This is a genomic window from Rhizobium glycinendophyticum (assembly GCF_006443685.1).
GTDB lineage: Bacteria > Pseudomonadota > Alphaproteobacteria > Rhizobiales > Rhizobiaceae > Allorhizobium > Allorhizobium glycinendophyticum.
The window spans coordinates 1,459,374-1,483,959 of the sequence record NZ_VFYP01000001.1 but is presented as its reverse complement, the minus strand read 5'-3'; the positions used below and the strand labels follow the sequence as shown (position 1 = coordinate 1,483,959).

The window sequence follows — 24,586 nt, the reverse complement described above, 5'->3', positions numbered from 1 at the left end:
TAGCTATCAATTTTGGCGCCACCCTGCCTCGAATTCCGGCAAGCGCATGTCTGGCACAAGGTGGAACAAGCCACTATATCGCAACGAGGTGCAGTCTTTGCTGCAAGCGAGAATGGTGGACGGCTCATGACACGGCACAGCTTGTTATTCTGGGGCCTGGTGGTAACAGCCGTTGCCTTGAGTGGGGTTGCTTACAGCTTGTTCGTCTATGGCGGCCGGGCTCATATCGGCGCGATATTTTCCGTCTTCATCGCCATGCCGATCATCGCCTTCGAGCGGCGTCTCTTTCTATCGCACTACCGGAACTGGCTGCATGGGCTTGCAACACCATCCTTCCTCGTCTTTTCGCTTGCGACCTACTACGGACTGATGGTCGCTGGCTATGTCACCGGCGGATATCTGCTCAAGATTTCGGGCACCATTGAAGAGACTTGGCATCAGATCTTCATCCTGCCCTGGAATGTCGTCTTCTACACCTTCGCGGTCACGGGTTCTATCGTCTTCGTGCTCCGCGTCCGCGATCTTCTGGGCAGCGACATCTTCACCAGCCTGCTCACCGGCCGCTACCGCAAGCCGGTCCGAGAGGAGCGCGTCTTCCTCTTCATCGACCTGGTGGGATCGACCTCTTTTGCCGAGAAACATGGCGACCTGCGAACACAGGAGTTTCTTGGAGCCCTTTTCACTGCGCTGGCCGAGCCGGTCCGGCGGCATCACGGCACGATCGATGACTATATCGGAGACGCTGTCATCATCACCTGGCCTCTGGAGCGTGGCATTAGGGATGCGCGATGCATCTGCTGTGTGTTCGATATCATCGACCAGATCGAAGCCAATTCCGACCGGTGGATGAGCCAGTTCGGCCAGATGCCGCGCCTGCGGGCCGCCCTACATGGCGGCGAGATCATCACGGCCGAGATCGGCGTCGACCACCACAAGATTGCCTATTTCGGCGACACGGTGAACACGACGGCGCGCCTCGAGAGCCTGTGCCGTACGCTTGGGCGCCCCGTATTGATCTCGCAGGATCTGGCGCAACGCATGACCATGCCGGCCACCATCCATGCAGATTATCTGGGCGAGCACGGGCTGCGCGGCCGTGGCCAGCCGATCGGCGTCATCGCCCTGGCGCGCCAAGCGAAACCAATGTCGACCTCCGCTGCGCCTCGCCTTGCGGCGGGCGCTGCCGAGTGATCTTCGACGATCGCCGTTGCGCCGTCATCAAAGCTTCGTACGCCCGTAATTCCTCTGATATCTAAAGGCCGTAACCCCTCTCGTCGTTATCCTCATCAACCAAGGTGACGTCGATGAAAAAATCCCTTCTCGCTTCCGTATCCCTTTTCCTCATCTGCGCCTCGTCTGCGCTTGCCGACGAGACAGTGTTCACTGCCAGGTTGGTGAACCACGCCATCCTGCCGGCAAACACGATCATCGCTGCGCCGGACGATGCGCCCGCCTATCTCAAGACCTCCGGCAAGTTCACCACCGCCGATCGCAAGCGCGCCGAAGAGCTCGGCAGCGTGCCCGGCAAAGACGGGGTGCGGCCGACCGGTCTTTCGCTTCCCTTCGACGGGCAGCCGCTCCAGGGCTTCTCCGGCATCAAGGCCATGCCGGACGGCTCGTTCTGGAGCCTGTCGGACAACGGCTTCGGCTCGAAGATCAATTCAACCGACGCCATGCTGATGCTACATCATCTGACTTTTGATTGGGATGCCGGCACGGTGAAGGTCGAAAACACCCTCTTCCTGACCGATTCCGACAAGAAGGCCCCCTTCCCGATCGCCATGGAAGGCTCGGAGAAGCGCTATCTGACGGGCGCGGACTTCGACGTCGAATCCATCCAGCCTGTCGCCGATGGCTTCTGGGTCGGCGAGGAGTTCGGCCCCTATGTGCTGAAGTTCTCCACCGAGGGCGTGCTGACCGAGGTCATCGCCACCAATGCCGGCGAGACCGACGTCAAGTCGCCCGACAATCCGACCCTCGTCGTCCCGGCCAATCCGGCTGCCAAGATGCCGGTCTTCAACCTCAAGCGCTCGGGCGGCTATGAGGGGATGGCGATGTCGAAGGACGGCAGCAAACTCTACGGTCTGCTGGAAGGCCCGCTCTATCTCGAAGACGGTTCGGTCGAGAAGGCCGACGGCCTGACGGCACTGCGCATCATCGAACTCGACGCCGCCTCCAAGGCCTGGACAGGCAAGACCTGGCTTTATCCACTCTCCGAAGGCGGCGAGGCGATCGGTGACTTCAACATGATCGACGAGACGACGGCGCTCGTCATCGAGCGCGACAATGGCGCCGGCGTTGCCGAAAAGGCTTGCGCCGATCCGAAGGCACCGGCCGACGACTGCTTCGCCGTTCCGGCCAGGCACAAGCGGATCTACAAGATCGAAATGACAGACGAGAATGCCGGCAAGGCCGTGCGCAAGATCGGTTATATCGACCTGATGAAGATCGAAGACCCGGACAACAAGAAGCGTCAGGGCGGCGGTGACGGTTTCTACGACATGCCCTTTGTCACCATCGAGAATGTCGATGTGGTCGATCCGACCCATATCGTCGTGGGCAACGACAACAACCTGCCCTTTTCGGCCGGCCGCGCGCTCGATAAGGCAGACGATACCGAATTCGTTCTGCTCGAGGTGGGCGATTTCCTCGCGGCGAAGTGAAAAACGCACTTTAAACGACGAGAGCGGGGCCCGGCCCGCTCTCAATCTGATCAGGATTTGCGGCTTGGGCTTATTCGTACACGAATGCGAGCCGCTTGCCCGTAAGCTTCGACAACTGCGTCAGACGACCGTCCAGCCGTTCGCCGGCGAAGACCTCATAGGCCTTGGGCACGACAAATTCGAGGTCGAGTTCGGGATTGCTCGAGCGTCGGAAGGTCAAGTTGTGCACCACGCCCGGCATCGAGGCAGAGAAGAGATAGACGACGCGCAGCATCCCACCCACCAGCTTTGCCCGGTCGAGCAGGCGTTCCGTGGCGATCGCCGCCAGCGGGCCGGTCTGGCCGTCGTCGTGCAGACCTTCAAAGCGGTAGTAATTGGTGAGCGCGATGAAGGCGCGGCCGGGATGCGTGATGCCGACGAAGGACGAGTGGGCGATCACGTTCAGCGCCTGCAGGCCGCGATAGTCAGGATGAGCGCGCCAGCTGATGTCGGCGAGCAGGCAGGCGGCCTGGCGATAGCGGCTTTCCTCTTCGGTTTCCTCGATGTCGAAGAAAGGCATCATCCGACCGGTCCAGTCGGCGAGTTCGCGGGCATGTTCCGGCGAGCGGGCGCGCAGGATTGCCAGTTCATCGGCCGCTTCGATGAGGGGATCGAGCGCCTGCTCCTCTTCCAGCAGCAGCGAATAGAGATAACCTTCGCGCACACCCTGGGCGGAGAAGCAGACCGTGCGCGGCTGCATGACCTCGATCACCTCGCGCAGCGCAATCGCACCGAAGGGAATCAGGTTGCGGCGGTTCTTGGAGATGGACGACCAGGCAGGATCTCGGGCATTGGCGCCGGAAATGATCTCGTCGAGGAAGAAGGCGATCTCGTCATAGGGCAGCTCATACCCCTGCATCATGTGCAGCGGATATTTGCGGATCTCCATGTGCAGCTTGGCAATGTTGCGCCAGGTGCCACCCACCGCATAGAAGGTCCGGCCCGTGCCTTTCGAAAGAAACTTGGCACCGAGGAGCAGCTTCTTGGCCAGCGCGCGGGCCTTGGGCAGCGAACCATCGACGGCTTCCGAAAGCCGCAGGCCGCCAAGCGGAAGGGTGATGCCCTTGCCGAAGGTCTTGCCGCTGATATCGATCAATTCAAGCGAGCCGCCTCCGAGATCGCCCGCAATGCCATCGGCCTCGTGGAAGCCGCTGATGATGCCGAGCGCGGAATACTTCGCCTCTTCCTCGCCGGTCAGAACAAGGATTTCCTGCCCCAGGATCTCTTCGGCGCGTGCAATGAAATCAGGGCCGTTGGAGGCTTCGCGGGCGGCAGCCGTGGCGAGGACATACATCCGCGTCGCCTGAGCCTGCTGGGACAAGGCACGGAATCGCCGAAGCGCGGCCAGCGCACGCTCGACGCCCTCCTCGTCCATGCGCCCGCTCGTTGCGACACCCTTGCCCAGTCCGCAAAGGACCTTCTCGTTGAACAAGACCGTCGGTGCGCGCGACAGCCCCTCATAGATCACCAGGCGGATCGAGTTCGAGCCGATGTCAACAACGGAGACAGGGGCAATCCCGGGAAGACGCCCCTGCGCTTCAGATCGTGTCATGAGGTACCAGTGTTAGCGTTTCCTGCCGGAAATCAGGCCGGCGATCAGTTTCGGTGCACTCGATTTCAAGGCTTCACCCCGGCCCGACAGGCTAGGATTGGTCATGAAATAGTGCTGGGCGTTGAAAGGTTCCTCACCCTGTCGCACCTCGATGCGGCGTGACGTTCCGTCGGCCAATATCTCGTAGCTCTGCTGGTTGTCAATCAGGTTGCCCAGCATGATCTGTGACAGAACCTGCTCATGCACCGTCGGGTTGATCAGCGGCACCAGAGTCTCGACGCGGCGGTCGAGGTTGCGCGGCATCATGTCGGCCGAGCCGATATAGACGAGCGCCTTGTCGGACGGCAGCCGGTGGCCGTTGCCGAAACAGAAGATGCGGCTGTGTTCGAGGAAGCGACCGACGATCGACTTGACCCTAATATTGTCCGAAAGCCCGGCTACTCGCGGCCGCAGGCAGCAGATGCCGCGGATGACCAGGTCGATTTCGACGCCGGCGCTGCTAGCCTCATACAACGCGTCGATAATCTCGGGATCGACCAGCGAGTTCATCTTCATCCAGATCTGCGCCGGGCGACCGGCCTTGGCGTGCTCGATCTCCTCGTTGATGTGGCGCAGTATGCGCGGGCGCAGCGTATAGGGCGAAACCGCGAGCTTCATGCCCTCTTCCGGCTCGCCGTAACCGGTAATGAAGTTGAAGACATTCGCCATATCATGGGCGATCTTCGGGTTGCAGGTGAAGAAGGACAGGTCCGTGTAGATCTTCGCCGTAACCGGGTGATAATTGCCGGTGCCGAGATGGCAGTAGGTTCTGAGCTTGCCGTCTTCACGGCGCACGACCATCGACATCTTGGCGTGGGTCTTGAGTTCGATGAAGCCGAAGACGACCTGGACGCCGGCGCGCTCCAGATCGCGGGCCCAGCGGATGTTCGCCTCTTCGTCGAAACGGGCCTTCAGTTCCACCAGCGCCGTGACCGACTTGCCGGCTTCGGCCGCGTCGATCAGGGCGCGCACAATCGGGCTGTCGTTGGAGGTGCGGTAAAGCGTCTGCTTGATCGCGAGCACGTCGGGATCGCGGGCCGCCTGCAGCAGGAACTGCACGACGACGTCAAAGCTTTCATAGGGGTGGTGGACGATCATGTCCTTTTCGCGGATTGCCGCCAGACAGTCACCGGCATGTTCGCGAACGCGCTCCGGAAAGCGCGCATTGTAGGGCTCGAAGCGCAGGTCGTCGCGCGGTGCCTTGCAGATTTCCGAAATCGTGTTGAGAGCGAGCAGTCCGGGCAGCACGGCCACACGGTTGTCGGGCACGTTCAGCTCGTGCACGACGAACTGGCGCAGGGCCACCGGCATTTCAGAATCCACTTCGATGCGAATGACCGAGCCGCGGCGGCGGCGCTTCAGTGCGGTCTCGAAGAAACGGACCAGATCCTCGGCCTCTTCCTCAACTTCGATATCGCTATCGCGGATGATGCGGAAGGTGCCGAAGCCCTTCACCTCGTAACCCGGGTAAAGCCGGTTGATGAACAGGCCGACCACGTCCTCCAATGTGATGAAGCGGATCGTCTGCCCGATATCCTGCAAGCGGATGAAACGGTCGAGCGTCGGCGGCAGGCGAAGCAGGGCCGTCATCGGTTCGCCGGTGCGGCTGGAGCAGAGCTGCAGCCCCATGGAGAAGCCGAGATTGGGGATGAAGGGAAAGGGATGCGCCGGGTCGATAGACAGCGGCGTCAGAACCGGGAAGATCGAGTCTTCGAAGGTGTTTTCCAGCCAGCGGCGGTCCTCTTCGGACAGGGCCGCCGGGCGTACAATGAGGATTTCCTCATTGGCGAGATACTGCTGAAGGACCGCAAGCGAAGCCTGCTGTTCCATCTGAAGGTTGTCGATTTCCTTCAGGATATCATCGAGCTGTTCGGCGGGCGTCTTGCCGTCGGGACTGCGCACCACGATGCTCTGGCGCACCTGACCTTCGAGGCCGGCCACGCGGACCATAAAAAATTCGTCGAGATTGGCCGCAGAGATCGAGAGGAAGCGGACCCGCTCGAGAAGCGGGTGAGCGGTGTTCAGGGTTTCCTCAAGGACGCGGCGGTTGAACTGCAGCCAGGAGAATTCCCGATTGATGAAGCGCAAGGGACTGGTGCGGATGTCATCCGTCTGGACCGCGTCCTCGCCATTTGTGCCAACCGTGTCGTTTACCGCGCTGTCCATGCCTTCGTCCCTTTGTTGCCCCTTGGGCCACTATAACAGTATGACGACAGATCTGTGACGCCTAGTCCCCGCTCTGCGGCTGTTCCAGGGTCTCCAGCACTTCTGCGGCAAGGCTGCGGCTGATCCGGGTGCGGCGGGCGAGCGCCACCTTGTCCAACCGGTCGACCACCTGCTGGGCAGCGGTGAAGGATCGTTCCATCCGCTTCACGATATACCCAACGATCTTGTCATCAATGTAAAGCTGGCGATCGGCAAACAGCTTCATGATGAGCTGGCCCAGAAGATCCTCGTCCGGCGCACCGATCTCGACCACGGTCGCCGCCTTCAGCCGCGAGGCGAGGTCCGGCAGAGCGACGTTCCAGGACGGCGGGAAACTGCGCGAGGTGATCAACAGCGAGGTGCCGTGCTGGCGCACCGCATTGATGACATGGAAAAGCTCGACCTCGTCGAAGCCCTTGCGCTCGGCATCTTCAAGGACGACCGGTCCGGCAGCGGCGAGGCTGGAAGCGCCCTGTCCTGCCCTGGCATCGATATCAGCCGCGCCGCTCACATCACGGAAAATCTGCGCGAGGTGGGATTTGCCCGAGCCTTCCGGCCCCTGCAGGATTACGACTGGCGAGGGCCATGCGGGCCAGGCATCGACCAGCGACACGGCCGCCGCGAGACGCTCGGACACCAGAAGGTCGTCGCGACCTGTCGCGGAGCCATGATCGAAGACGAGCGGCAGCTGTTCGCCGGGCCCGTGCCGCTCCGGTGCCCTCTTGACGTCAGTCATTCACTTCTCTGTGGCCTGAGGCTGGATCTCGCCGCCGATTTCGCCAACGGTTGGTGATGCGGTGAGCGAAAGATCGATCGCCGAACCATAATAGAGATCGCTTTCAAGATACCGCGACAGCGCGAAACGGACAAGCACGCCGACGGCTGCGGCCGCCGGTACTGCGACCAGGACGCCGACGAAGCCGAACAGGGCACCGAAGGCAAAGAGGGCAAACATCAGCCAAACCGGGTGAAGGCCGACGCTTTTGCCGACCAGCTTCGGCTGCAGGATATTGCCCTCGATGAACTGGCCGAGGAAAAAGATGCCGGCGATGACGCCGATCCAGATGAAATCAGGCCAGAACTGCACGAGGGCCACGCCGAGCGCCAGCAGCAGGCCGACCGTCGAGCCGACATAGGGGATGAAGCTGATGAGCCCGGTGAAGAAGCCGATCAGAAGCCCGAAATTGAGACCCGCCAACGACAGGCCGACGGCATAGAAGATGCCGAGGATCAGGCAGAGCGATCCCTGGCCGCGGACAAATCCGGCGATCGTGCTGTCGAGTTCACGCGCCAGCTGCCGGACCGTGGCGAGCTGGCTGCGCGGTACCCAGCTGTCGACCTTGGCGATCATGCGATCCCAGTCGAGCAGCAGGTAGAAGGCGACGACCGGGGTCACCACCAGCAGCGAAGCGATGTCGACCAGCGCCTTGCCGGAGTTCCAGATCTGGCCGATCAGGGTTCCGATGAAGCCGACGCCCTCTGTCAGGTAGCGGGAGAAATTCTGCCGGATCGTTTCCATCTGCCCGTCGACCCAATCGGGCAGCCAGGCGGCATTCGAGCTCGCGATGAAGCTCTGCAGCTGCGACACATATTCGGGCACGCGCTGGATGAAGTCGTTCAACTGGCTGGCCAGGATCGGAATGATGATCATCAGCGAAAGGATGAAGACGACGACGAAGGAGACGAGGATGACCACCGTCGCCATCAGCCGGCTCAAACCAATGCGCTCCAGACGGTCGGCGACCGGATCCAGGAAATAGGCGAGCGCCATGCCGGCGATGAACGGCAGGAGGATCGACGAGAACATCATCAGAAAGACGACGAAGACGGCCAGCGTGCCGAGCCAGAAGAAGGCTTGGCGGCGAAGGCCGATTGCGCTGATGTTGCGATGCATGTCCTCAACTCCTTGCGGATGGCGTGCCGGCCCCATCTCTGTGGCATAGCAGCAATTCGTCTCAAGGAGATAGGTCAGCGCGGAACCCCTGGTCAAGAACTCGCAAGCGCGTGGCGCCGAGAGGGCCGGGAAATCGTGCACTTATCCGGCTCGCGGCTTGCATCCGGGGGCACTTCATGCCATGGCCAGCCCAATTCTCTTCAGATCGGAGGCAGGCATGAGCCAGGCTGGCAAGAACGGGTTGACCTATAGCGATGCGGGCGTGGACATTGATGCCGGCAACCTGATGGTCGAGAAGATCAAGCCGGCGGTAAAGTCGACCCGCCGTCCGGGCGCCGATGGTGAGATCGGCGGTTTCGGCGGGCTGTTCGACCTCAAGGCAGCAGGCTTCAAGGACCCGATCCTGGTCGCCGCCAATGATGGCGTTGGGACCAAGCTGAAGATCGCCATCGACGCCGATATCCACGACACCGTGGGCATCGATCTTGTCGCCATGTGCGTCAACGATCTCGTCGTCCAGGGCGCCGAGCCCCTGCTCTTCCTCGATTATTTCGCCACCGGCAAGCTCGATCCCGACCAGGGTGCTGCGATCGTGCAGGGCATTGCCGCAGGCTGCCTCGAGGCGGGCTGTGCGCTGATCGGCGGTGAGACCGCCGAAATGCCCGGCATGTATTCCAAGGGCGACTACGATCTCGCCGGCTTTGCCGTCGGCGCTGCCGAGCGCGGCGAACTGCTTCCGGCCGGCGATATCGCCGCAGGTGACGTGATCCTCGGCCTCTCCTCCTCGGGCGTGCATTCCAACGGCTTCTCGCTGGTGCGCAAGATCGTCGAACTCTCGGGCCTTGCCTGGGATGCGCCGGCGCCCTTCGCCGAGGGCAAGTCGCTGGGCGCAGCACTTCTGACCCCAACCCGCATCTATGTGAAGCCGCTCCTGAAGGCGATCAAGGACACCAAGGCGCTCAAGGCGCTCGCCCATATCACAGGCGGCGGCTTCCCGGAAAACATCCCGCGCGTGCTGCCGAAGCATCTCGCTGCCGAGATCGATCTTTCGTCTTTCCAGGTTCCGGCCGTCTTCTCTTGGCTCGCCAAGACCGGCGGCGTCGAGCAGAACGAAATGCTGCGCACCTTCAACTGCGGCATCGGCATGATCGTCGTCGTTTCCGCCGACAGGGTGGACGACGTCACGAAGGTTCTGGAAGCCGAGGGTGAAACCGTCGCCCGTCTCGGCCGCATGATCGCCCGCGAAGAGGGCGCGCATGGCGTGACCTACAAGGGTACGCTCGCCCTATGAGCGGACCACGCAAACGCGTCGTCGCCTTCATCTCCGGCGGCGGGTCGAACATGCTGGCGCTGGCGAAAGCCTGCGAGGCGCCAGACTTCCCGGCCGACATCGTCGCTGTCTTCTCCGACAAACCGGAGGCCGGGGGGCTTGCAAAGGCGGAAGTACTCGGCATTCCGACGCGGGTTTTCGAGCGCAAGGCCTACGGCTCCAAGCCCGAACACGAGGCGGCGATCCTCTCGGCCCTTGCCGAAATCGGCCCGGACCTGATCTGCCTTGCCGGCTATATGCGCCTGCTCTCGGGCGATTTCATTCGCCCGCATGAAGGCAAGATCCTCAACATCCACCCGTCGCTTTTGCCGCTCTTCCCTGGACTTCACACCCATCAGCGGGCCATTGATGCCGGCATGAAGGTTGCCGGCTGCACGGTGCACTTCGTCACCGAAGGCATGGACGAAGGCCCTGTTATTGCGCAGGCGGTTGTTCCGATCCTGATCGATGATACCGCAGAGACGCTGGCTGCACGGGTTCTCACGGTCGAGCATCAGACCTATGCGACCGCGCTGAAGTTGGTGGCATCGGGTGGTGTTTCCGTGCACGCTGACGGCAGCGTCGAGCGGTTATCCTCCGAAACGGATGCGACGGCCAAGCTGATTAGCGCTTAGCGCCTCAACGCCGCCCATTGCAGAAGCATGATCGTCTTTGCATCGACGATTTCCCCGGCCTCGACCATCTCCATGGCCTCGGCGAAGGGGAGTTCGAGAACCTCGATATCCTCATGCTCATCGTCCAGCCCGCCACCGTCAGACACGCGGTCCTCGTCGGTGACGGCGGCGTAGAAGCCGTGGAGCTTCTCGGTGACGGAGCCGGGCGACATGTAGGCGGCGAAGGCGGGGGTGGCTTTCGAGATCCTGTACCCGGTTTCTTCCAAAGCCTCGCGCAGCGCCGCCTGCAGTGGCGTTTCATTGTCGTCGATGAAACCGGCAGGCACTTCGAGCAGGAAGGCATGATCGCCACTTACATGCGCGGCAATCCGCATCTGCCGGACCAGGGTAACAGTATCACGCTCGACGTTGTGCAGAAGGATGGCCGAGGCATTACGGCGGTCGAAGACCTCCCAGGAGAGCCTGTGCGGCGCTCTACCCTCGCGGAAGAAATCGAAGGTGATGCCGCGCAGATGGCTCCAGCCCTTCCATAGCGTCTTGTCTTCCAGGATCGCAATCCGGGCTTTGTCGAAAATGCTCATATTTATGCTTTTCTCATCCAGACCTTGTTGTCGTGGAAGGCGGCACCGCCATGCGGGGCGGCCGGATCTCCACCGGTCAGGACGTTGATGCCTTCACCGTCCAAATGTGCCTTGTTCGGCCACAGGCCCTCGGCCACCAGCACGCCCGGCTTCACGGCATCGGAGATTTTGGCGTGGATGCGCAGCTCTCCCCTGACATTGCCGAGGCGCACGATATCGCCATCGGCAAGACCGAGGCTCAGAGCATCGACGGGGTTCACCATGACCTCCGGGCGACCTTCCTTGTCGCGCGAGGTTTTCGTTTCGGCGAAGGTGGAATTCAGGAAGTTGCGCGCCGGGGACGTGGCAAGCCGGAAGGGATGTTCGGCATCCGCCACCTCGATCAGGTCGACCTGATCGGGATAGACAGGCAGAGATTTCACCGGCCCGAGCGAGCCTAGCCTTGCCGGCGGCTTGTTCGGTGCGGGTGTGTTTTCCCAGTCCGGCTTGAAGCGGAACTTGCCGTCGGGATGGGCAAAGCCGTTCAGGTAATGCGCGTCCTCGAAGGCCGGCTGGCAGTCGAGCCATTTGTCTTCAAGCAGCGTGTCGAAGTCCGGCTTGCCGCTGACCGCGAGCATGTGCTCGATGTGCTCCCGCTCGGTCTTGCCGAAACCGGGGCGATCGGCCACGCCGAGACGTTTTGCCAGTTCCTCGATGACGAAGAGATTGGTGCGCACCAGCGGTGGCGCATCGACGAGCTTCGGTCCGAGCAGGATATGGCTCTGGCCACCGCCGCGATAGATGTCGTCATGCTCGACGAACATGGTGGCGGGCAGCACGATATCGGCGAGTTCCGCCGTCTCGGTCATGAACTGCTCGTGCACGGCAACGAAGAGGTCATCGCGCAGGAAGCCCTGCTTCACCAGCCGCTGTTCGGGCGCGACATTCACCGGGTTGGTGTTCTGGATGATCAGCGCATCGACCGGGCCGCGATGGCGTAGCGCCTCAGCGTCCCCTGTCAGAACACGACCGATCTGCGACTGGTCGAGCATGCGGATCTCGGGGTCGACCATGGCCGTGCCCATCAGCTCCGCCTTGTTGAGCCGGAAGATGTCGCTGTTCGAATGGAAGGCGCCACCGCCCTCGTATTGCCAGGAACCGAGCACGGTGGCGAGCGATAGGGCCGCATGCATGGAGACCGCGCCATTGCGGCTGCGGGTGAAGCCGTAGCCGAGGCGGAAGAAGGTTTTCTGCGTCTGGCCGACGAGGCGGGCAAAGGCCTCGATCTCATCAACCGAGAGGCCGGTGATGGCGGAGGCCCATTCCGGCGTCTTGTCCTTGAGATGCGTTTCCAGTCCTGCCGGATCATCGGCGAATTTCGCCATATAGGCGCGGTCGGCATAGCCGTCGCGGAAGGCGACATGCATGGCGGCGCAGGCGAGCGCTGCATCCGTGCCGGGCTTCAGGATGAGGGCCATATCGGCCTGCTTCATCGTGGGATTGTCGTAGATGTCGACGACGACGATCTTGGCGCCACGGTCTTTCCGCGCCTTGATCGCATGGGTCATCACATTGACCTGGGTGGCGACCGCATTGGTGCCCCAGATGACCACGCAATCGGAGACCGCCATTTCGCGAGGGTCCGGGCCGCGCAGTGTGCCCGTGCCCATGACATAGCCCGTCCAGGCCATGTTGGTGCAGATCGTGCCGAAGAAGCCGGAGTATTTCTTCGCATGACGCAGACGCTCAATGGAATCGCGCTGCACGAGACCCATGGTGCCGGCATAGAAGTATGGCCAGACGGCTTCCGAGCCATGGCGCTGCTCGGCCTTGACGAAGGCGTTGGCGATCTCGTCGAGAGCGGCTTCCCAGGTGACGTCCTGCCACTGCCCTGCCCCCTTAGCCCCTGCCCGGCGCACCGGCTTCATCAGGCGGTCTGGATGGTAGAGCCGCTCGGCGTAACGGGCGACCTTGGCGCAGATGACGCCGGCGGTGTAGCTGTTGTCGGCAGCCCCGCGCACGCGGCCGATGCGGCCGTCCTCGGTCAAATCGACGTCGAGGGCGCAGGTGGATGGACAGTCATGCGGACAGGCCGTATGACCGAGCGACCGGTTTCGAATGGGGCTCTGGATGTTCATGGGCCGGTTATAGGCCAAGGCCCGAACGCTCAAAAGCCCCCTTCGAACAAATCATCAGTGCCATCGGAACGATCAATGAATTATCGCCACATCTATCACGCGGGCAATTTTGCCGATGTCTTGAAGCATCTCGTTCTGTCGCGACTGATCGTCTATCTGCAGCAGAAGGACAAGGCGTTTCGCGTGCTCGACACCCATGCCGGGATCGGGCTCTACGATCTCTCCTGCGAAGAGGCGCAGAAGACCGGCGAATGGCTCGAAGGCATCGGCAAGGTGATCGATGCCGAGATGCCGGCGAAGGTGGCTGAGATCATGGCGCCCTATCTCGATGCGGTGAAGGCACTCAATCCGGGTCGAGACGCAGGCGGTCCGTTGCAGAGGTATCCGGGTTCGCCGAAACTCGCCCGCGATCTCTTTCGCCCGCAGGACCGGCTGTCGGCGATGGAGCTACACCCCGAGGATTCGCGTGTGCTCGCTCGCCTGTTCGAGGGCGATTTTCAGGTGCGGGTCACCGAACTCGACGGCTGGCTGACGCTGAATGCGCATCTGCCGCCGAAGGAGAAGCGCGGTATCGTGTTGGTCGATCCGCCCTTCGAAAAGGAGGGCGAATACGAGCGGCTGGTGGATGGTCTTGCCAAGGCGCATCGTCGCTTTGCGAATGGGGTCTATTGCCTATGGTACCCCATCAAGAAGGGCGCGCCGATCAAGGAGTTTCACGAGGCGCTGCAGGCGCTCGAGATCCCCAAGATGCTCTGTGCGGAATTGCATGTGAAAAGCGATCGCGACCAGACTGGCCTTTCCGGCACCGGGCTCGTGATCGTCAACCCGCCTTTCACGCTGAAGGACGAGATGCATCTGGTGCTGCCGGAACTGAAGCGGTTGATGGCGCAGGATCGTTATGCCTCGCATCGTTGCTTCTGGCTGCGCGGCGAGGACTGAGGCCCTTTCTGCAACGTGACGGGACTGCGGTCAGGCCTCAGGACCGGCGCGGGACAGTTGAGATCGCTCGAACAGCAGGATCACAAGCAGGGCCAGAGCGAAGGGCACGATCAGGTAAAACAGCCGAAAGACCAATAGGGCCGCAAGCACGTCGGCGGGGTCCATGTCCGGCATTCCGGTCACGAAGAGCAGCTCCAGCACGCCAAGGCCACCCGGCGCGTGGGAGATCAGCGCCGCCGAGAACGACACCAGAAATATCCCGAGCACCACAACGAAACCGGGATTTCCCAACTGCGGCAGCGCGAAATAGATAATGCCGGCTGCACCGAGCAATTCCAGTGGTCCAATGATCAATTGCTGGGTCACCAGGTTCGGACGTGGATAGGCCAGCGAAAAAGACCGGATCTTGAGGGGCCGAAGGCGGAGCATGCTGCCGAGCACATAGAGGCCTACCAAGCCGAGGAGCACGAAGCCTGTCGTCTTCGACGCGCCCACCGGCAGAACATCAACAAAGCGTTCGGTAATGTCGGGCTGGAAAACGAGAACCAAGCCCATGAGAAGCACAGTTCCGAGCGCAAAGGTGAACGAACAGATGGCTACGAGGCTGCCGACCTCGGCGCCGCTCAGCGCTTGCGAGGAATAGGCGCGGTAGCGCACGACAGCACCGGAAAGGACAGAGGCGCCGACATTGTGCGAAAGCGCATATGCGGTGAAGGACGTCATGGTGATGAACAGCCCGCCGACGGAGCGGCCAATGTTTTGCAGCGCAATGCGATCGTAGCCGGCAAGGGCGGCATAAGCGAGCAGGGTCGACAGCACTGCCAGCAGCCAGTTCGTCGAGCCAATGCGCGAGAGACTGTCGCCGATCTCGTCGAGAGACAACCCACGCACCTCGCCTTGCAGCAACCAGACGGAAAATGCGATCGTGACAAAGCCGACAAGCGGCCAGAACAGTCTCTTCAGTTTCATATTCCCATGTCCCGGTCGTCCCCCCTCTTCCGACGCACCCGCGTCCCATCTCATCCCCCGAACAAGATTGCCACACAGCCGTTAACGGCTTGACCGTTCGGCACTCTTATCGCCACTGTGAGCGATATGCGACACGGGAGGGCACTGTGAAGATCAAAATCTCGTCAGGGGCATCCGGTTCCGTCTCGCCCGCTCGGCGGCTCCTTGTCCGGCAAATCCCGCAACAGGCTTGAGATGCGCAGGTTTGCCCCCATTGCCGCAGCTCTCGTCACGCTTGCTGTCGCTGCTGCCTCCTGGGTGATGGACGGCAATGCTCCGGTCGTGGAAGACTCGCGTCCTGTCACAAGCGACAGGCCATCGACTCCGGCTGCAAAGCAGACCAGCACGACAAGCCGGAACGCAAATCGCGGCGGTTTCGACTTCTATGTCCTCTCACTCTCATGGTCGCCGACCTACTGCGACAGCGAGGCGGGCCGGGACAACCGTGTGCAGTGCGGCACCGGAAAGCGCTTCGGCTGGGTGGTGCATGGGCTATGGCCGCAGAACGAACATGGCTATCCGCAGGACTGCGACAGCACACAAGGCAGTCGGGTGCCGGACAGCATCGCGCGCGGGATCATGGACATCATGCCCGGCCTAGGCCTGATCGGCCATCAATGGCGCAAGCATGGCAGTTGCTCGGGGCTTTCGATGGAAGATTACTTCGCCCTCGTCAGAAAAGCACATGACAAAATTCTGGTGCCGCCGCAGTTCTCATCCGTGCGCCAACCGCTACAGACATCACCGACCGCCCTCGAACAGGCATTTATCCGCAGCAATCGGGGACTGACCGCCTCGGCAGTTGCAATCACCTGTGATAGTCAGGGAGTCGATGAAGTGCGGATCTGCCTCGATACGTCGCTCAATTTCCGCACCTGCCGGGAGGTGGACCAACGCTCGTGCGAGCGGTCGGACCTTATCATCCCGCCTCAGCCCTAACTCGCAACAAGAGCCACAGGAAACCATCATGAAGCTGCTCTTCGCGCCCGCCTCGCCCTATTCCTCGAAAGTCCGTATGGCAGCCCGCTACCTGGGTATCGCGCTTGAGGATGTCAGGGTGAATACGGCCGACAACCCACCGGAACTTGTCGAGAAAAACCCGCTCGGCAAGATCCCGACACTGATTACCGACAGGGGCGAAGCGATCTTCGACAGCCGCGCCATCATGCATTTTCTGCATCGGACCGCCGAAAAGCGGCTCTATCCCAAAGACAAGGCGAAGCGGACTGACGCGGAAGTGCTGGAGGCGCTCTGCGACGGGATCAGCGATTGCCTGCTGGCAATCGTCTACGAGCGTCGCTACCGGCCGCCGGAGCTGGTGAGCCAGGATGTCATCGACCGACAATGGGCGAAGATCAATCGCAGCCTCGATTATCTGGACAAGACCCTTCCGAAGACCGGCAAGAAGCTGCATGGCGGCCATTTTGCCCTCGCCGCCACACTCGGCTATCTCATGCTGCGCTTTCCTGGCGAATGGGAAAATGGTCGAGCGGCGCTGGCCGAATGGCCGGCCATTTTCGCCAAGCGGTTCGAGCCTTACCCGGCGCTGCGCCCGAAAGCGTGATCGGCCGCTTCATACTGGCACAATAAAAAAAGCCGGGCGAACCCGGCTTCTTCTTGTTTCAACTGATCGGTGGATCAGAACTTCACGCCCATACCGACTTTAACCGAATGGTCGTCGAAGCCGCGCGAGACGGTCGTACCACCAATGTCGAAGTCACGCTTCTGGTAGTCGCTGTAGCGGTATTCGACGCGGGCGGTGATGTTGTCGGTGACGAAGGTTTCGACACCGGCGCCAACCGTGTAACCGGCAGCCAGACGCTCATCGCTGTCGCCTGCGCCCTTCAGTTCATGATTGGCAACAGCCACACCGGCGGTGCCGTAGACCATGAAGGGGTTCAGGTCGTAGCCGACGCGGCCGCGAACCGAGCCGTTGACGCCCTGGGTGCCCTTGAGCGAGGCGCCGCCACCGGTCGAGCCAGCAGAGCCGTCTTCACCAGCGTAGCTGAGGTCGGCTTCAGCGCCGTACACGATCGAGCCGCTCTGCATGTTGTAGCCGCCATAGACCGTACCGCCGAGGCCGTTTGCATCGCGGCCGTCGTTAGAGCCGGTGAACTTGCCGAATTCGTAGGTGGCTGCGCCACCGAGATAGGCACCAGCCCAGTTGCCGCCGGGAGCAGCAACGTCGTTTGCCATCGGCGGAGCTTCCGGAGCCTGGTAGATCGCATCCGCAGCCTGGGCGGCCTGGAAAGCGGCGAAAGTGGTGGCAGATGCCAGAAGGATGATCTTGAGGTTACGCATACTAGTCTCCTTTACAGTTCCGGGCCGCGCTTCACTCAGAACCAACGGCGGCCTGAACGTTATTGGGTATTCCCTGCCCGTTCCGAATGTACAAATGGCGATCAATTGAGGAATAGAAAGAGCCGAAATGTGAATTTATTGTGGCACTTGGGCGGCATAATTGGGATGTTGCTTGAATGACACAAACGATTCGTTAACCATAACAAATAGTTTACGCGAAAGGCATAAGTATAATGGAGTCTGCGCTCGGATTTTACTTCGCCGATTCAAAAATGATGCAGGACATTGAATCAAGAAGAGGCGGTTTAAATATCACGATGGCGCCATATATGCAGCGCGTCACCGCTGCTGAACAAGGTTAGAACGCATGCAAACCGGCATACCCAGGACCGCTCTCGTCACCGGATCGGCCAAACGACTTGGCAGGGCAATCGCGGAAGACTTGGCGGCCCAAGGCTTTGCCGTCGCGTTGCATGCGAATGGGTCACTCGCCGAAGCGGAAGCAGTTGCAAGCGCGTTGCGCGCCGGGGGAAAACAGGCGATCGCCCTGAAAGCGGATCTGGGTAACATTTCCGAGAGCAGCACGCTGATGGAGCGCGCCGAAGCGAAGCTGGGGCCCATCGGCGTGCTGGTCAACAATGCATCGATCTTCGAGGATGACACGGCTCTCGACTTTAAGGCGGAGACATTCAGCCGGCACTTTGACCTCCACGTGCGGGCACCAGCCATTTTGAGTGCGGCACTGGTCCAGGCCCTCCCCGAGAATCGGTCAGGCCTGATCGTCAACATCATCGACCAGCGCGTGCTGGCACTCAAGCCGACCTTTTTTTCCTACACGCTGTCCAAGGCGACACTTTGGACCGCGACGCAGACCATGGCACAGGCCTATGCCCCGCGGGTCCGCGTCAACGCCATTGGCCCTGGGCCGACACTGATTTCGGAACGGCAACGGCCGGAGGATTTCCAGGCACAGGTCGACAGCCTGCCGCTGAAGCGCGGCCCTTCCCTCACCGAATTCGGCCGCACCATCCGGTTTCTTTTTGACACGCCGTCCATCACCGGCCAAATGATCGCCCTGGATGGGGGCCAACATCTGATTTGGCACGGCACGGAGATCAATGAATGAGTGGAGGAAAGCTGCCCGATGGCGGCGTTCTCTATGATGGAACGGAAGACGACGATGAAGGCATCGTCGTCGAGGCGGAACCTGCGCGCGCCGGGATCGAAATCGACTGGCATGTCGACGGCCTGGACGAGACGGGCCTGACCGGCGCCGACCTGATCGGCGAATTCGTCAAGCGTCTGCCCAATTCGCCCGGCGTCTACCGCATGCTCAACAAGGACGGCGACGTCATGTATGTCGGCAAGGCGCGCAGTCTGAAGAAGCGTGTCAGCAATTACGCGCAAGGCCGTCTGCATTCAAACCGCTTGACCCGCATGGTGCGCGAGACCGTGCATATGGAATTCGTCACGACCCGCACCGAGGTCGAGGCGCTGCTGCTCGAAGCCAATCTGATCAAACGCCTGCGGCCGCGCTTCAACGTCTTGCTGCGCGACGACAAGAGCTTTCCCTATATCCTGATCACCGGCGACAGCCGGGCGCCTGCGCTCTACAAACATCGCGGGGCCCGCGCCAGAAAGGGCGACTATTTCGGCCCTTTCGCCTCGGCGAGCGCGGTGGGCCGCACGATCAACTCGCTGCAGCGTGCCTTCCTGTTGCGTACCTGCACCGACAGCGTCTTCGAGAGCCGGACGCGCCCCTGCCTGCTCTATCAAATCAAGCGCTGTTCCGGCCCCTGCACGCACGAGATCAGCGATGAGGGCTATGGTGAGCTCGTCCGTCAGGCCAAGGACTTCCTCTCCGGGCGCAGCCAGAACGTCAAGGAATCAATTGCGCGGGCGATGAACGAAGCGGCCGAAGATCTGGATTTCGAGCGCGCCGCCGTGTTCCGTGATCGACTTGCAGGCCTAAGCCACGTGCAGAGCCACCAAGGCATCAATCCGGCCGGCGTCGAGGAGGCCGACATCTTCGCCATCCATCACGAGGGCGGGCTGTCCTGCATCCAGGTCTTCTTCTTCCGCGCCGGGCAGAACTGGGGCAACCAGGCCTATTTTCCCAAGGCCGACCCACAGTTGACCGGAGCCGAAGTGCTCAATTCCTTCCTGGCGCAATTCTATGATGATCGTCCCTGCCCGCGCCTCGTGCTTTTGTCCGAGACGATTGAGGAACAGGAACTGCTGGCCACAGCGCTTGCTGAGCGGGCCGGTCACAAGGTGGCGATCTCGGTTCCGCAGCGCGGGGAGAAAAAGGATCTGGTCGACCATGTGGCCGCCAATGCGCGGGAAGCGCATGGCCGAAAATTGGCCGAGACCGCCTCCCAGTCGCGGCTGTTGGCGGGGCTCGCCGAGACCTTCCAGCTGCCATACGTGCCGCGCCGCATCGAGATCTACGACAATTCGCACATCATGGGCACCAATGCCGTGGGCGGCATGGTGGTCGCGGGGCCGGAAGGCTTCGTGAAGGGGCAGTATCGCAAGTTCAACATCAAATCGACCGACATCACGCCCGGCGACGACTTTGGCATGATGCGCGAGGTGATGACGCGGCGCTTCTCGCGGCTGCTTAAGGAAGAGGGCAAGCCGGACCGGAGCACTCCCCCCGAAGATAGCGCCGACACCCCCTTCCCCGCCTGGCCGGACGTGATCCTGATCGATGGTGGCCAGGGGCAGATGACGGCGGTGCGTAAAATCCTCGACGAACTCGATATTGCCGAGAGCGTCATCGCCATCGGCGTTGCCAAGGGTGTCGACCGCGATGCGGGGCGCGAGCGCTTCTTCGTGAAGGGCAAGCCGGACTTCACGCTGCCGCCGCGCGATCCGGTCCTCTATTTCATCCAGCGCATGCGTGACGAGGCACACCGCTTCGCCATCGGCTCGCACCGGGCGCGGCGCAAGAAGGAAATGGTCAAGAACCCGCTGGACGAGATCGGCGGTATCGGCCCTACCCGCAAGCGGGCGCTGCTGCAACATTTCGGCACGGCGAAAGCGGTTTCACGGGCAGCGGTCAGCGACCTGATGGCGGTCGAGGGCATTTCCGAGGCTGTGGCGCGGCTGGTCTACAATCATTTTCACGAAAGCGGCGGCGATTGACCGGAAACGACGTACCCACTGGCGCTTTCATGTTAAAAGGCGTTCAGAAATCTTGAGTTGACGGCTCTCGTTGAAAGCCCTCAACTGTCGACGCAATACCATCCAAAGACAGGGCATCATGGCTTCGCGCGCATACAACATACCCAATCTCCTGACTTACGCCCGCATCCTGGCCGTGCCGCTGATCGTGCTATTCTTCTTCATCGAGGGGAAGCTGCAAAGCTCCGACTTCGCCCGCTGGGCGGCACTTGCGATCTTCATCCTCGCCTCGATCACCGACTATCTCGACGGCTATCTGGCCCGCATCTGGAACCAGACATCGAATATTGGCAAGATGCTCGACCCGATCGCCGACAAACTGCTGATCGCCTCGGTGCTGCTGTTGATGGCGGCCGACGGCACCATCGCCGGCTGGTCGCTCTGGGCGGCCATCACCATCCTCTGCCGCGAAATTCTCGTTTCCGGTCTGCGCGAATATCTGGCGGCCCTGAAAGTCAGCGTGCCGGTGACGCGGATCGCCAAGTGGAAAACGACGGCACAGATGTTTGCGCTCGCCTTCCTGCTGGCCGGCCCGGCCGGCGACAAGGTCCTGCCCTATACAACCGAGATGGGCATCACCCTGCTGTGGATCGCCGCGATCCTGACAATTTATACCGGCTACGACTACTTCCGCGCCGGTGCGAAGCACATGGTGGATTGAGATGGTCAAGCTCGTCTATTTCGCCTGGGTCCGCGAGCGGATCGGCAAAGGCGAGGAAGACATCGCCCTGCCGGACGACGTGAAGACGGCGGGCGATCTCATCGCCCATCTCGCCAGTCTGGGAGACGAGTATGCCGAAGCGTTACGCTTTCCGGAAGCGATCCGCGTTGCGGTGAACCAGGAGCATGTCGAGCATGACGAATCGATTGCCGGCGCCCGTGAGATCGGCATATTTCCGCCGATGACCGGCGGTTGATGTCGCCTCCCTTCTGCTGGCCGGAGGATGCCGCCAATGCCCCAACCCACAATCCGGGTCCAGCGCGATGATTTTGACGCTGCTGCTGAAAGCGCATTACTGACCGCAGGACGGGCCGATATCGGCGCCGTAGTCTCTTTCGTCGGCTTGTGCCGCGACGAAGCCGGCACGCTGGCGGCGCTCGAACTCGAGCATTATCCGGGTATGGCCGAGGCGGAGATGACCAGGATCGCCTCGCTTGCCATCGAGCGCTTCTCACTCATCGGCTTGACCGCCATCCATCGTCATGGCCGGATTGAAGCCGGAGGGCAGATTGTGCTTGTCATCGCTGCTGCGCCGCATCGGCAGGCCGCCTTCGACGGGGCAAATTTCGTGATGGATTTCCTCAAGACCTCCGCCCCTTTCTGGAAGAAGGAGCATGGCAAGGACGGCCAGGTCAGGGAATGGGTGGCCGCGAAGGATGCGGACGATGCCGCCCAGGCGCGCTGGCAGGACGGCATCAGGGAATAACGCGTTCCCGCCGGCTCAGCACCAGCAGGAAGACGAGTGAGGCGATGATTACCGCATCGCGCCAGATCATCGGGCCATAGGCACTCCACAGGGTTTCGGCCAAGCCGATCCCGGCCGCCCCGATGGCGGAGTGCAGCGGACGAAAATAGCCGCCGGCGGCCGCGATCAGGACCACCTTCAGCCCGAACATCAGGCCTGCCCCGAAATCCATGGTGCCATAGAGCGCCGTGGCCGAAAGGCCGGCAATGGCGGCGAGCGTGGCGGAGGCCATGAGCGCCAAGGCAAAGACCCGGTCGGCGTCTACCCCGAGCAGCCGTGCGGCGAAGGGATCCTGACAGACCGACTGCCAGAGACGTCCAGCGCGGCTGCGCGTCAGCAGGAGATGCCCCATCAAGATCAGCCCGACCATCAGCGTGGAATGGACGAGTTGAACCGGCGTCAGCCCCACCGTGAACCCGTCGATTTCGGCCAGCACGATCTGCTTTTGCCCGAGCGGTGGCAGCCACAGGCTGCGGGTATCGAGGGCCAGCCGCGCGCCCTCCGAGAGCAGGATTACCAAGCCAAGTGAGGCAACGATGACGCTGTTGGCCGAACGTCGGTGTAACGGCAGCATGATGTAACGGGCGCTCGTCCAGCCGGCGAGAAGCGCATAGGCGCAGCCTCCAATGAAACCGAGCAGAAGGCTTGCCGGCAAGATGAGATAGAGCCGGCTCCAACCGTAATCGACAAAGAGCAGGCACATCTGACCGGCGAGCGCCACCAGCGCACCGAAAGTGATGTCCGGGCGGCGGGTCACTCCGAAGGCGAGAGCATACCCGAAGGCGAGGCAGGCATAAAGGCTCGCCACCGGCACCGCGTTCAGAATCTGCTGCAGCAAGTAAGCCATCAACCCTCCACGTTCGTTTATAACTGGCAAAACGGTTTTTACCAGTTATATTGTGAGAATGACCTTTACGTGGACACCTCATCGTTTCGTCGGCGGCGCGCTGGCGCTTGACGTCGCCAACAGCGTGATCCTCCGGCACGATACCGAGGGGCGGCGCGACCGGTTTGCTGTTGCTGAGCATTTCCGCGCCTTCCCAGAGGCCGCCGTCCGGCTGTCTGCCGAGCGGCAGGACTTCCCGGACTTACGGCCCGTCCCAGAGGAGCATCGCGGCGAATTTCTCCAACTGCGTGAGGCGATCGACCGCTATTTCCGCAGCCGAATTCTGGGGGCCGAGGACAGGTTGGCGCTCGCGGACCTGCTGGAGCGGATCGCCTCGACATTACGAACTACGAGCGACGGGCAATCCCTCGATCATGCGACGGCGCGCTCGGCCTTGAGACTGGTGTGCGAGCCAGACCCGGAGCGCCTGAAGATCTGCGGCCATTGCGGATGGCTGTTTCTCGATCGCAGCAAGAACCGCAGCCGCACCTGGTGCGACATGGCCATCTGCGGCAACCGGGTCAAAGCCAGCCGACACTACAAACGGAAAAAGACGGAGCCCCTGCCATGATGGCACGAACGAAGCTGCTGAGCCTTGCAGCCTGTGCGGTCCTTGCGGTCCTGTCGGCGTGCCAGCGCGAAGACGTGAAGGAGCCGTTGAAGGTCAGTGGCAAGGTCTTCATCTTCAACTACCGCGTGGCGCAGGCAACCTATGTGATCACCCTTGCCCGCAACGGACCGCTGCCGGACGAGAGTTTCGCCGTCACGAAATTCGAAAATCCGGCCGGCGGCGCACCGATCGAGACGCGCACGAAGATCTTTCCCTTCTGGGAAAAGGTGGCGCTGGAAAGCCCGCCCGTCCATTGCATCGTCAAGGGCAAACCGTACGCGATCTCAATCCGGGTGGTCGACAAGGAGGGAAAACGCCTCCAGGCAATCGACACGACGCTGACCTCGACGCTTGATCAGACGATCATGCCCAGCAAGCCGCTGGTGGTCGGGCCGATCTACACGCCCAATCCGGAGGTCTTCAAAGCCGACGGTACACGGGATTATGCCCAGGGAGCAGACTGCCCGTCACCCCCGTCGGACCAGGCTGCCGTCAATTGACCAGGGTCCACAACTGACCGGAATAGTCGCCGCAGGGTCGCATCTGCGCATAACGGTCCAGCATGCCGCCATTGACGATGTCGAGGCAGTAACGGCTTCCGAGAAATTGTGTCGTGAAGCGCATGTGCTCGTCCGAGGCGGAGATCTGCCACAACTGACCGGAATAGTTTCCGCAAGGGCGCATCTGGACCATATAGGCGGGATCGCCGCCGTTGACGACATCCAGGCACATGGTGTCGCCGATGGCCTCGTTGCGGATCCGCACCCATTGCCCTTCCGAGGTGACCTGCCAGCGCTGGCCGGCCGACTCCTCGTTCCGGTCGGTCATGATGGCAAGATCCTGGAACGGGCCGCCGTTGACGATTTCCAGCCGCTGATCCGGCCCGGTAAACTGGCTGGCGAGGCCGATCGGATCGGCCAGTGCGGCGCCGGACGCGGCAATAGACATGAGAGAGACGAGCAAAGACAGAGCGCGAATGGGGAGCACGACGGAGGACCTCGCTTGGGGGACTGGAGGCCGCAGTCTAGCCGTGCCGGAGCCCGCTCGCCTGACCAAAGTCTGCAGGCATTCGGGCGAGGATCTAGGTCGAGGCACGGAAAAAACCGGGACGTCTCCGCCCCGGTTTCGTGAATCGCATCAATGGACTGAGGCA

At 61.7% G+C, this 24,586-nt stretch carries 24 protein-coding genes; 14 read left to right on the top strand and 10 right to left on the bottom strand.

Going from position 1 to position 24,586, the window contains the following annotated elements:
• Positions 1-126 precede the first annotated feature (126 nt).
• Positions 127-1,191, top strand: a complete 1,065-nt coding sequence (locus FJQ55_RS07215; RefSeq protein WP_140826960.1) for an adenylate/guanylate cyclase domain-containing protein — start codon at positions 127-129, stop codon at positions 1,189-1,191.
• A gap of 113 nt (positions 1,192-1,304) precedes the next feature.
• On the top strand, positions 1,305-2,663 hold the full coding sequence (locus FJQ55_RS07210; RefSeq protein WP_140826959.1) for an esterase-like activity of phytase family protein: 1,359 nt from the start codon (positions 1,305-1,307) through the stop codon (positions 2,661-2,663).
• Positions 2,664-2,733: 70 nt separating this feature from the next.
• On the opposite strand, the gene ppx is transcribed toward FJQ55_RS07210, so the two are convergent.
• The 4 genes from ppx to FJQ55_RS07190 form a co-directional block, all read right to left on the bottom strand.
• Positions 2,734-4,254: an exopolyphosphatase gene (gene ppx / locus FJQ55_RS07205; RefSeq protein WP_140826958.1), complete on the bottom strand. Its 1,521-nt coding sequence runs from the start codon at positions 4,252-4,254 to the stop codon at positions 2,734-2,736.
• A 12-nt stretch (positions 4,255-4,266) separates the two neighbouring features.
• Positions 4,267-6,459 carry an RNA degradosome polyphosphate kinase gene (locus FJQ55_RS07200; RefSeq protein WP_140826957.1) on the bottom strand — a complete coding sequence of 731 codons (2,193 nt, stop codon included), beginning with the start codon at positions 6,457-6,459 and terminating at the stop codon, positions 4,267-4,269.
• A 61-nt stretch (positions 6,460-6,520) separates the two neighbouring features.
• A complete protein-coding gene (gene hdaA / locus FJQ55_RS07195; protein WP_140826956.1) occupies positions 6,521-7,234 on the bottom strand; it encodes a DnaA regulatory inactivator HdaA in 714 nt (237 codons plus the stop codon).
• Positions 7,235-8,392 (bottom strand): AI-2E family transporter, encoded by a 1,158-nt coding sequence (locus FJQ55_RS07190; protein WP_140826955.1) that lies wholly within the window; start codon positions 8,390-8,392, stop codon positions 7,235-7,237.
• Positions 8,393-8,609: 217 nt separating this feature from the next.
• Between FJQ55_RS07190 and purM the strand changes: the two genes are divergently transcribed.
• A complete protein-coding gene (gene purM / locus FJQ55_RS07185; RefSeq protein ID WP_140826954.1) occupies positions 8,610-9,683 on the top strand; it encodes a phosphoribosylformylglycinamidine cyclo-ligase in 1,074 nt (357 codons plus the stop codon).
• On the top strand, positions 9,680-10,336 hold the full coding sequence (gene purN / locus FJQ55_RS07180; protein WP_140826953.1) for a phosphoribosylglycinamide formyltransferase: 657 nt from the start codon (positions 9,680-9,682) through the stop codon (positions 10,334-10,336). The genes purM and purN overlap by 4 nt, the downstream gene beginning before the upstream one ends.
• Here purN and FJQ55_RS07175 read toward each other — a convergent pair.
• Entirely contained in the window at positions 10,333-10,917 is a 585-nt protein-coding gene (locus FJQ55_RS07175; RefSeq protein WP_140826952.1) for an NUDIX domain-containing protein, read from the bottom strand. The genes purN and FJQ55_RS07175 overlap by 4 nt on opposite strands.
• A 2-nt stretch (positions 10,918-10,919) precedes the next feature.
• Positions 10,920-13,034, bottom strand: a complete 2,115-nt coding sequence (locus FJQ55_RS07170) for a molybdopterin-containing oxidoreductase family protein (protein ID WP_246085047.1) — start codon at positions 13,032-13,034, stop codon at positions 10,920-10,922.
• Positions 13,035-13,109: 75 nt separating this feature from the next.
• Between FJQ55_RS07170 and FJQ55_RS07165 the strand changes: the two genes are divergently transcribed.
• On the top strand, positions 13,110-13,973 hold the full coding sequence (locus FJQ55_RS07165; RefSeq protein ID WP_140826950.1) for a 23S rRNA (adenine(2030)-N(6))-methyltransferase RlmJ: 864 nt from the start codon (positions 13,110-13,112) through the stop codon (positions 13,971-13,973).
• 30 nt (positions 13,974-14,003) lie between these two features.
• Here the strand turns inward: FJQ55_RS07165 and FJQ55_RS07160 are convergent, their stop codons facing one another.
• Positions 14,004-14,942, bottom strand: coding sequence for a lysylphosphatidylglycerol synthase domain-containing protein (locus FJQ55_RS07160; protein WP_140826949.1), 939 nt, complete (start codon positions 14,940-14,942; stop codon positions 14,004-14,006).
• Between the two features lie 204 nt (positions 14,943-15,146).
• On the opposite strand from FJQ55_RS07160, the gene FJQ55_RS07155 reads away from it, so the two are divergent.
• Together FJQ55_RS07155 and FJQ55_RS07150 are read left to right on the top strand one after the other, a co-directional pair.
• Complete coding sequence (locus tag FJQ55_RS07155) at positions 15,147-15,920, top strand: ribonuclease T2 family protein (protein WP_246085046.1); 774 nt, start codon at positions 15,147-15,149, stop codon at positions 15,918-15,920.
• Positions 15,921-15,948: 28 nt separating this feature from the next.
• Positions 15,949-16,545 (top strand): glutathione S-transferase, encoded by a 597-nt coding sequence (locus FJQ55_RS07150; protein WP_140826948.1) that lies wholly within the window; start codon positions 15,949-15,951, stop codon positions 16,543-16,545.
• Between the two features lie 74 nt (positions 16,546-16,619).
• On the opposite strand, the gene FJQ55_RS07145 is transcribed toward FJQ55_RS07150, so the two are convergent.
• On the bottom strand, positions 16,620-17,282 hold the full coding sequence (locus FJQ55_RS07145; protein ID WP_140826947.1) for an outer membrane protein: 663 nt from the start codon (positions 17,280-17,282) through the stop codon (positions 16,620-16,622).
• Positions 17,283-17,649: 367 nt separating this feature from the next.
• On the opposite strand from FJQ55_RS07145, the gene FJQ55_RS07140 reads away from it, so the two are divergent.
• The 5 genes from FJQ55_RS07140 to FJQ55_RS07120 all read left to right on the top strand — a co-directional run bounded on the left by FJQ55_RS07140 (position 17,650) and on the right by FJQ55_RS07120 (position 21,898).
• Complete coding sequence (locus FJQ55_RS07140; RefSeq protein ID WP_140826946.1) at positions 17,650-18,408, top strand: SDR family oxidoreductase; 759 nt, start codon at positions 17,650-17,652, stop codon at positions 18,406-18,408.
• The gene (gene uvrC / locus FJQ55_RS07135; protein WP_140826945.1) at positions 18,405-20,432 is read left to right on the top strand and encodes an excinuclease ABC subunit UvrC; all 2,028 of its coding nucleotides are present in this window, start codon (positions 18,405-18,407) and stop codon (positions 20,430-20,432) included. Before FJQ55_RS07140 ends, uvrC begins: the two co-directional genes overlap by 4 nt.
• A 118-nt stretch (positions 20,433-20,550) precedes the next feature.
• Complete coding sequence (gene pgsA, locus FJQ55_RS07130; protein WP_140826944.1) at positions 20,551-21,132, top strand: CDP-diacylglycerol--glycerol-3-phosphate 3-phosphatidyltransferase; 582 nt, start codon at positions 20,551-20,553, stop codon at positions 21,130-21,132.
• Position 21,133: 1 nt separating this feature from the next.
• Positions 21,134-21,388 (top strand): molybdopterin converting factor subunit 1, encoded by a 255-nt coding sequence (gene moaD / locus FJQ55_RS07125; RefSeq protein ID WP_140826943.1) that lies wholly within the window; start codon positions 21,134-21,136, stop codon positions 21,386-21,388.
• A 36-nt stretch (positions 21,389-21,424) separates the two neighbouring features.
• Positions 21,425-21,898, top strand: a complete 474-nt coding sequence (locus tag FJQ55_RS07120) for a molybdenum cofactor biosynthesis protein MoaE (RefSeq protein ID WP_140826942.1) — start codon at positions 21,425-21,427, stop codon at positions 21,896-21,898.
• Here the strand turns inward: FJQ55_RS07120 and FJQ55_RS07115 are convergent.
• Positions 21,888-22,784 carry a branched-chain amino acid ABC transporter permease gene (locus FJQ55_RS07115; protein WP_140826941.1) on the bottom strand — a complete coding sequence of 299 codons (897 nt, stop codon included), beginning with the start codon at positions 22,782-22,784 and terminating at the stop codon, positions 21,888-21,890. The two genes, FJQ55_RS07120 and FJQ55_RS07115, sit on opposite strands and share 11 nt — an antisense overlap.
• Positions 22,785-22,842: 58 nt before the next feature.
• On the opposite strand from FJQ55_RS07115, the gene FJQ55_RS07110 reads away from it, so the two are divergent.
• Together FJQ55_RS07110 and FJQ55_RS07105 are read left to right on the top strand one after the other, a co-directional pair.
• The gene (locus tag FJQ55_RS07110; protein ID WP_140826940.1) at positions 22,843-23,394 is read left to right on the top strand and encodes a CGNR zinc finger domain-containing protein; all 552 of its coding nucleotides are present in this window, start codon (positions 22,843-22,845) and stop codon (positions 23,392-23,394) included.
• Positions 23,394-23,933: a hypothetical protein gene (locus FJQ55_RS07105; protein WP_140829151.1), complete on the top strand. Its 540-nt coding sequence runs from the start codon at positions 23,394-23,396 to the stop codon at positions 23,931-23,933. The genes FJQ55_RS07110 and FJQ55_RS07105 overlap by 1 nt, the downstream gene beginning before the upstream one ends.
• Here FJQ55_RS07105 and FJQ55_RS07100 read toward each other — a convergent pair.
• Positions 23,926-24,381, bottom strand: coding sequence for an RICIN domain-containing protein (locus FJQ55_RS07100; protein ID WP_140826939.1), 456 nt, complete (start codon positions 24,379-24,381; stop codon positions 23,926-23,928). The genes FJQ55_RS07105 and FJQ55_RS07100 overlap by 8 nt on opposite strands.
• Between the last annotated feature and the right edge of the window lie 205 nt (positions 24,382-24,586).

Coding starts and splice junctions, on each gene's coding strand:
- FJQ55_RS07215 (WP_140826960.1), top strand. CDS start 127: ATGACACGGCACAGCTTGTTATTCTGGGGCCTGGTGGTAACAGCCGTT.
- FJQ55_RS07210 (WP_140826959.1), top strand. CDS start 1,305: ATGAAAAAATCCCTTCTCGCTTCCGTATCCCTTTTCCTCATCTGCGCC.
- ppx (WP_140826958.1), bottom strand. CDS start 4,254: ATGACACGATCTGAAGCGCAGGGGCGTCTTCCCGGGATTGCCCCTGTC.
- FJQ55_RS07200 (WP_140826957.1), bottom strand. CDS start 6,459: ATGGACAGCGCGGTAAACGACACGGTTGGCACAAATGGCGAGGACGCG.
- hdaA (WP_140826956.1), bottom strand. CDS start 7,234: ATGACTGACGTCAAGAGGGCACCGGAGCGGCACGGGCCCGGCGAACAG.
- FJQ55_RS07190 (WP_140826955.1), bottom strand. CDS start 8,392: ATGCATCGCAACATCAGCGCAATCGGCCTTCGCCGCCAAGCCTTCTTC.
- purM (WP_140826954.1), top strand. CDS start 8,610: ATGAGCCAGGCTGGCAAGAACGGGTTGACCTATAGCGATGCGGGCGTG.
- purN (WP_140826953.1), top strand. CDS start 9,680: ATGAGCGGACCACGCAAACGCGTCGTCGCCTTCATCTCCGGCGGCGGG.
- FJQ55_RS07175 (WP_140826952.1), bottom strand. CDS start 10,917: ATGAGCATTTTCGACAAAGCCCGGATTGCGATCCTGGAAGACAAGACG.
- FJQ55_RS07170 (WP_246085047.1), bottom strand. CDS start 13,034: ATGAACATCCAGAGCCCCATTCGAAACCGGTCGCTCGGTCATACGGCC.
- FJQ55_RS07165 (WP_140826950.1), top strand. CDS start 13,110: ATGAATTATCGCCACATCTATCACGCGGGCAATTTTGCCGATGTCTTG.
- FJQ55_RS07160 (WP_140826949.1), bottom strand. CDS start 14,942: ATGAAACTGAAGAGACTGTTCTGGCCGCTTGTCGGCTTTGTCACGATC.
- FJQ55_RS07150 (WP_140826948.1), top strand. CDS start 15,949: ATGAAGCTGCTCTTCGCGCCCGCCTCGCCCTATTCCTCGAAAGTCCGT.
- FJQ55_RS07145 (WP_140826947.1), bottom strand. CDS start 17,282: ATGCGTAACCTCAAGATCATCCTTCTGGCATCTGCCACCACTTTCGCC.
- FJQ55_RS07140 (WP_140826946.1), top strand. CDS start 17,650: ATGCAAACCGGCATACCCAGGACCGCTCTCGTCACCGGATCGGCCAAA.
- uvrC (WP_140826945.1), top strand. CDS start 18,405: ATGAGTGGAGGAAAGCTGCCCGATGGCGGCGTTCTCTATGATGGAACG.
- pgsA (WP_140826944.1), top strand. CDS start 20,551: ATGGCTTCGCGCGCATACAACATACCCAATCTCCTGACTTACGCCCGC.
- moaD (WP_140826943.1), top strand. CDS start 21,134: ATGGTCAAGCTCGTCTATTTCGCCTGGGTCCGCGAGCGGATCGGCAAA.
- FJQ55_RS07120 (WP_140826942.1), top strand. CDS start 21,425: ATGCCCCAACCCACAATCCGGGTCCAGCGCGATGATTTTGACGCTGCT.
- FJQ55_RS07115 (WP_140826941.1), bottom strand. CDS start 22,784: ATGGCTTACTTGCTGCAGCAGATTCTGAACGCGGTGCCGGTGGCGAGC.
- FJQ55_RS07110 (WP_140826940.1), top strand. CDS start 22,843: ATGACCTTTACGTGGACACCTCATCGTTTCGTCGGCGGCGCGCTGGCG.
- FJQ55_RS07105 (WP_140829151.1), top strand. CDS start 23,394: ATGGCACGAACGAAGCTGCTGAGCCTTGCAGCCTGTGCGGTCCTTGCG.
- FJQ55_RS07100 (WP_140826939.1), bottom strand. CDS start 24,381: ATGTCTATTGCCGCGTCCGGCGCCGCACTGGCCGATCCGATCGGCCTC.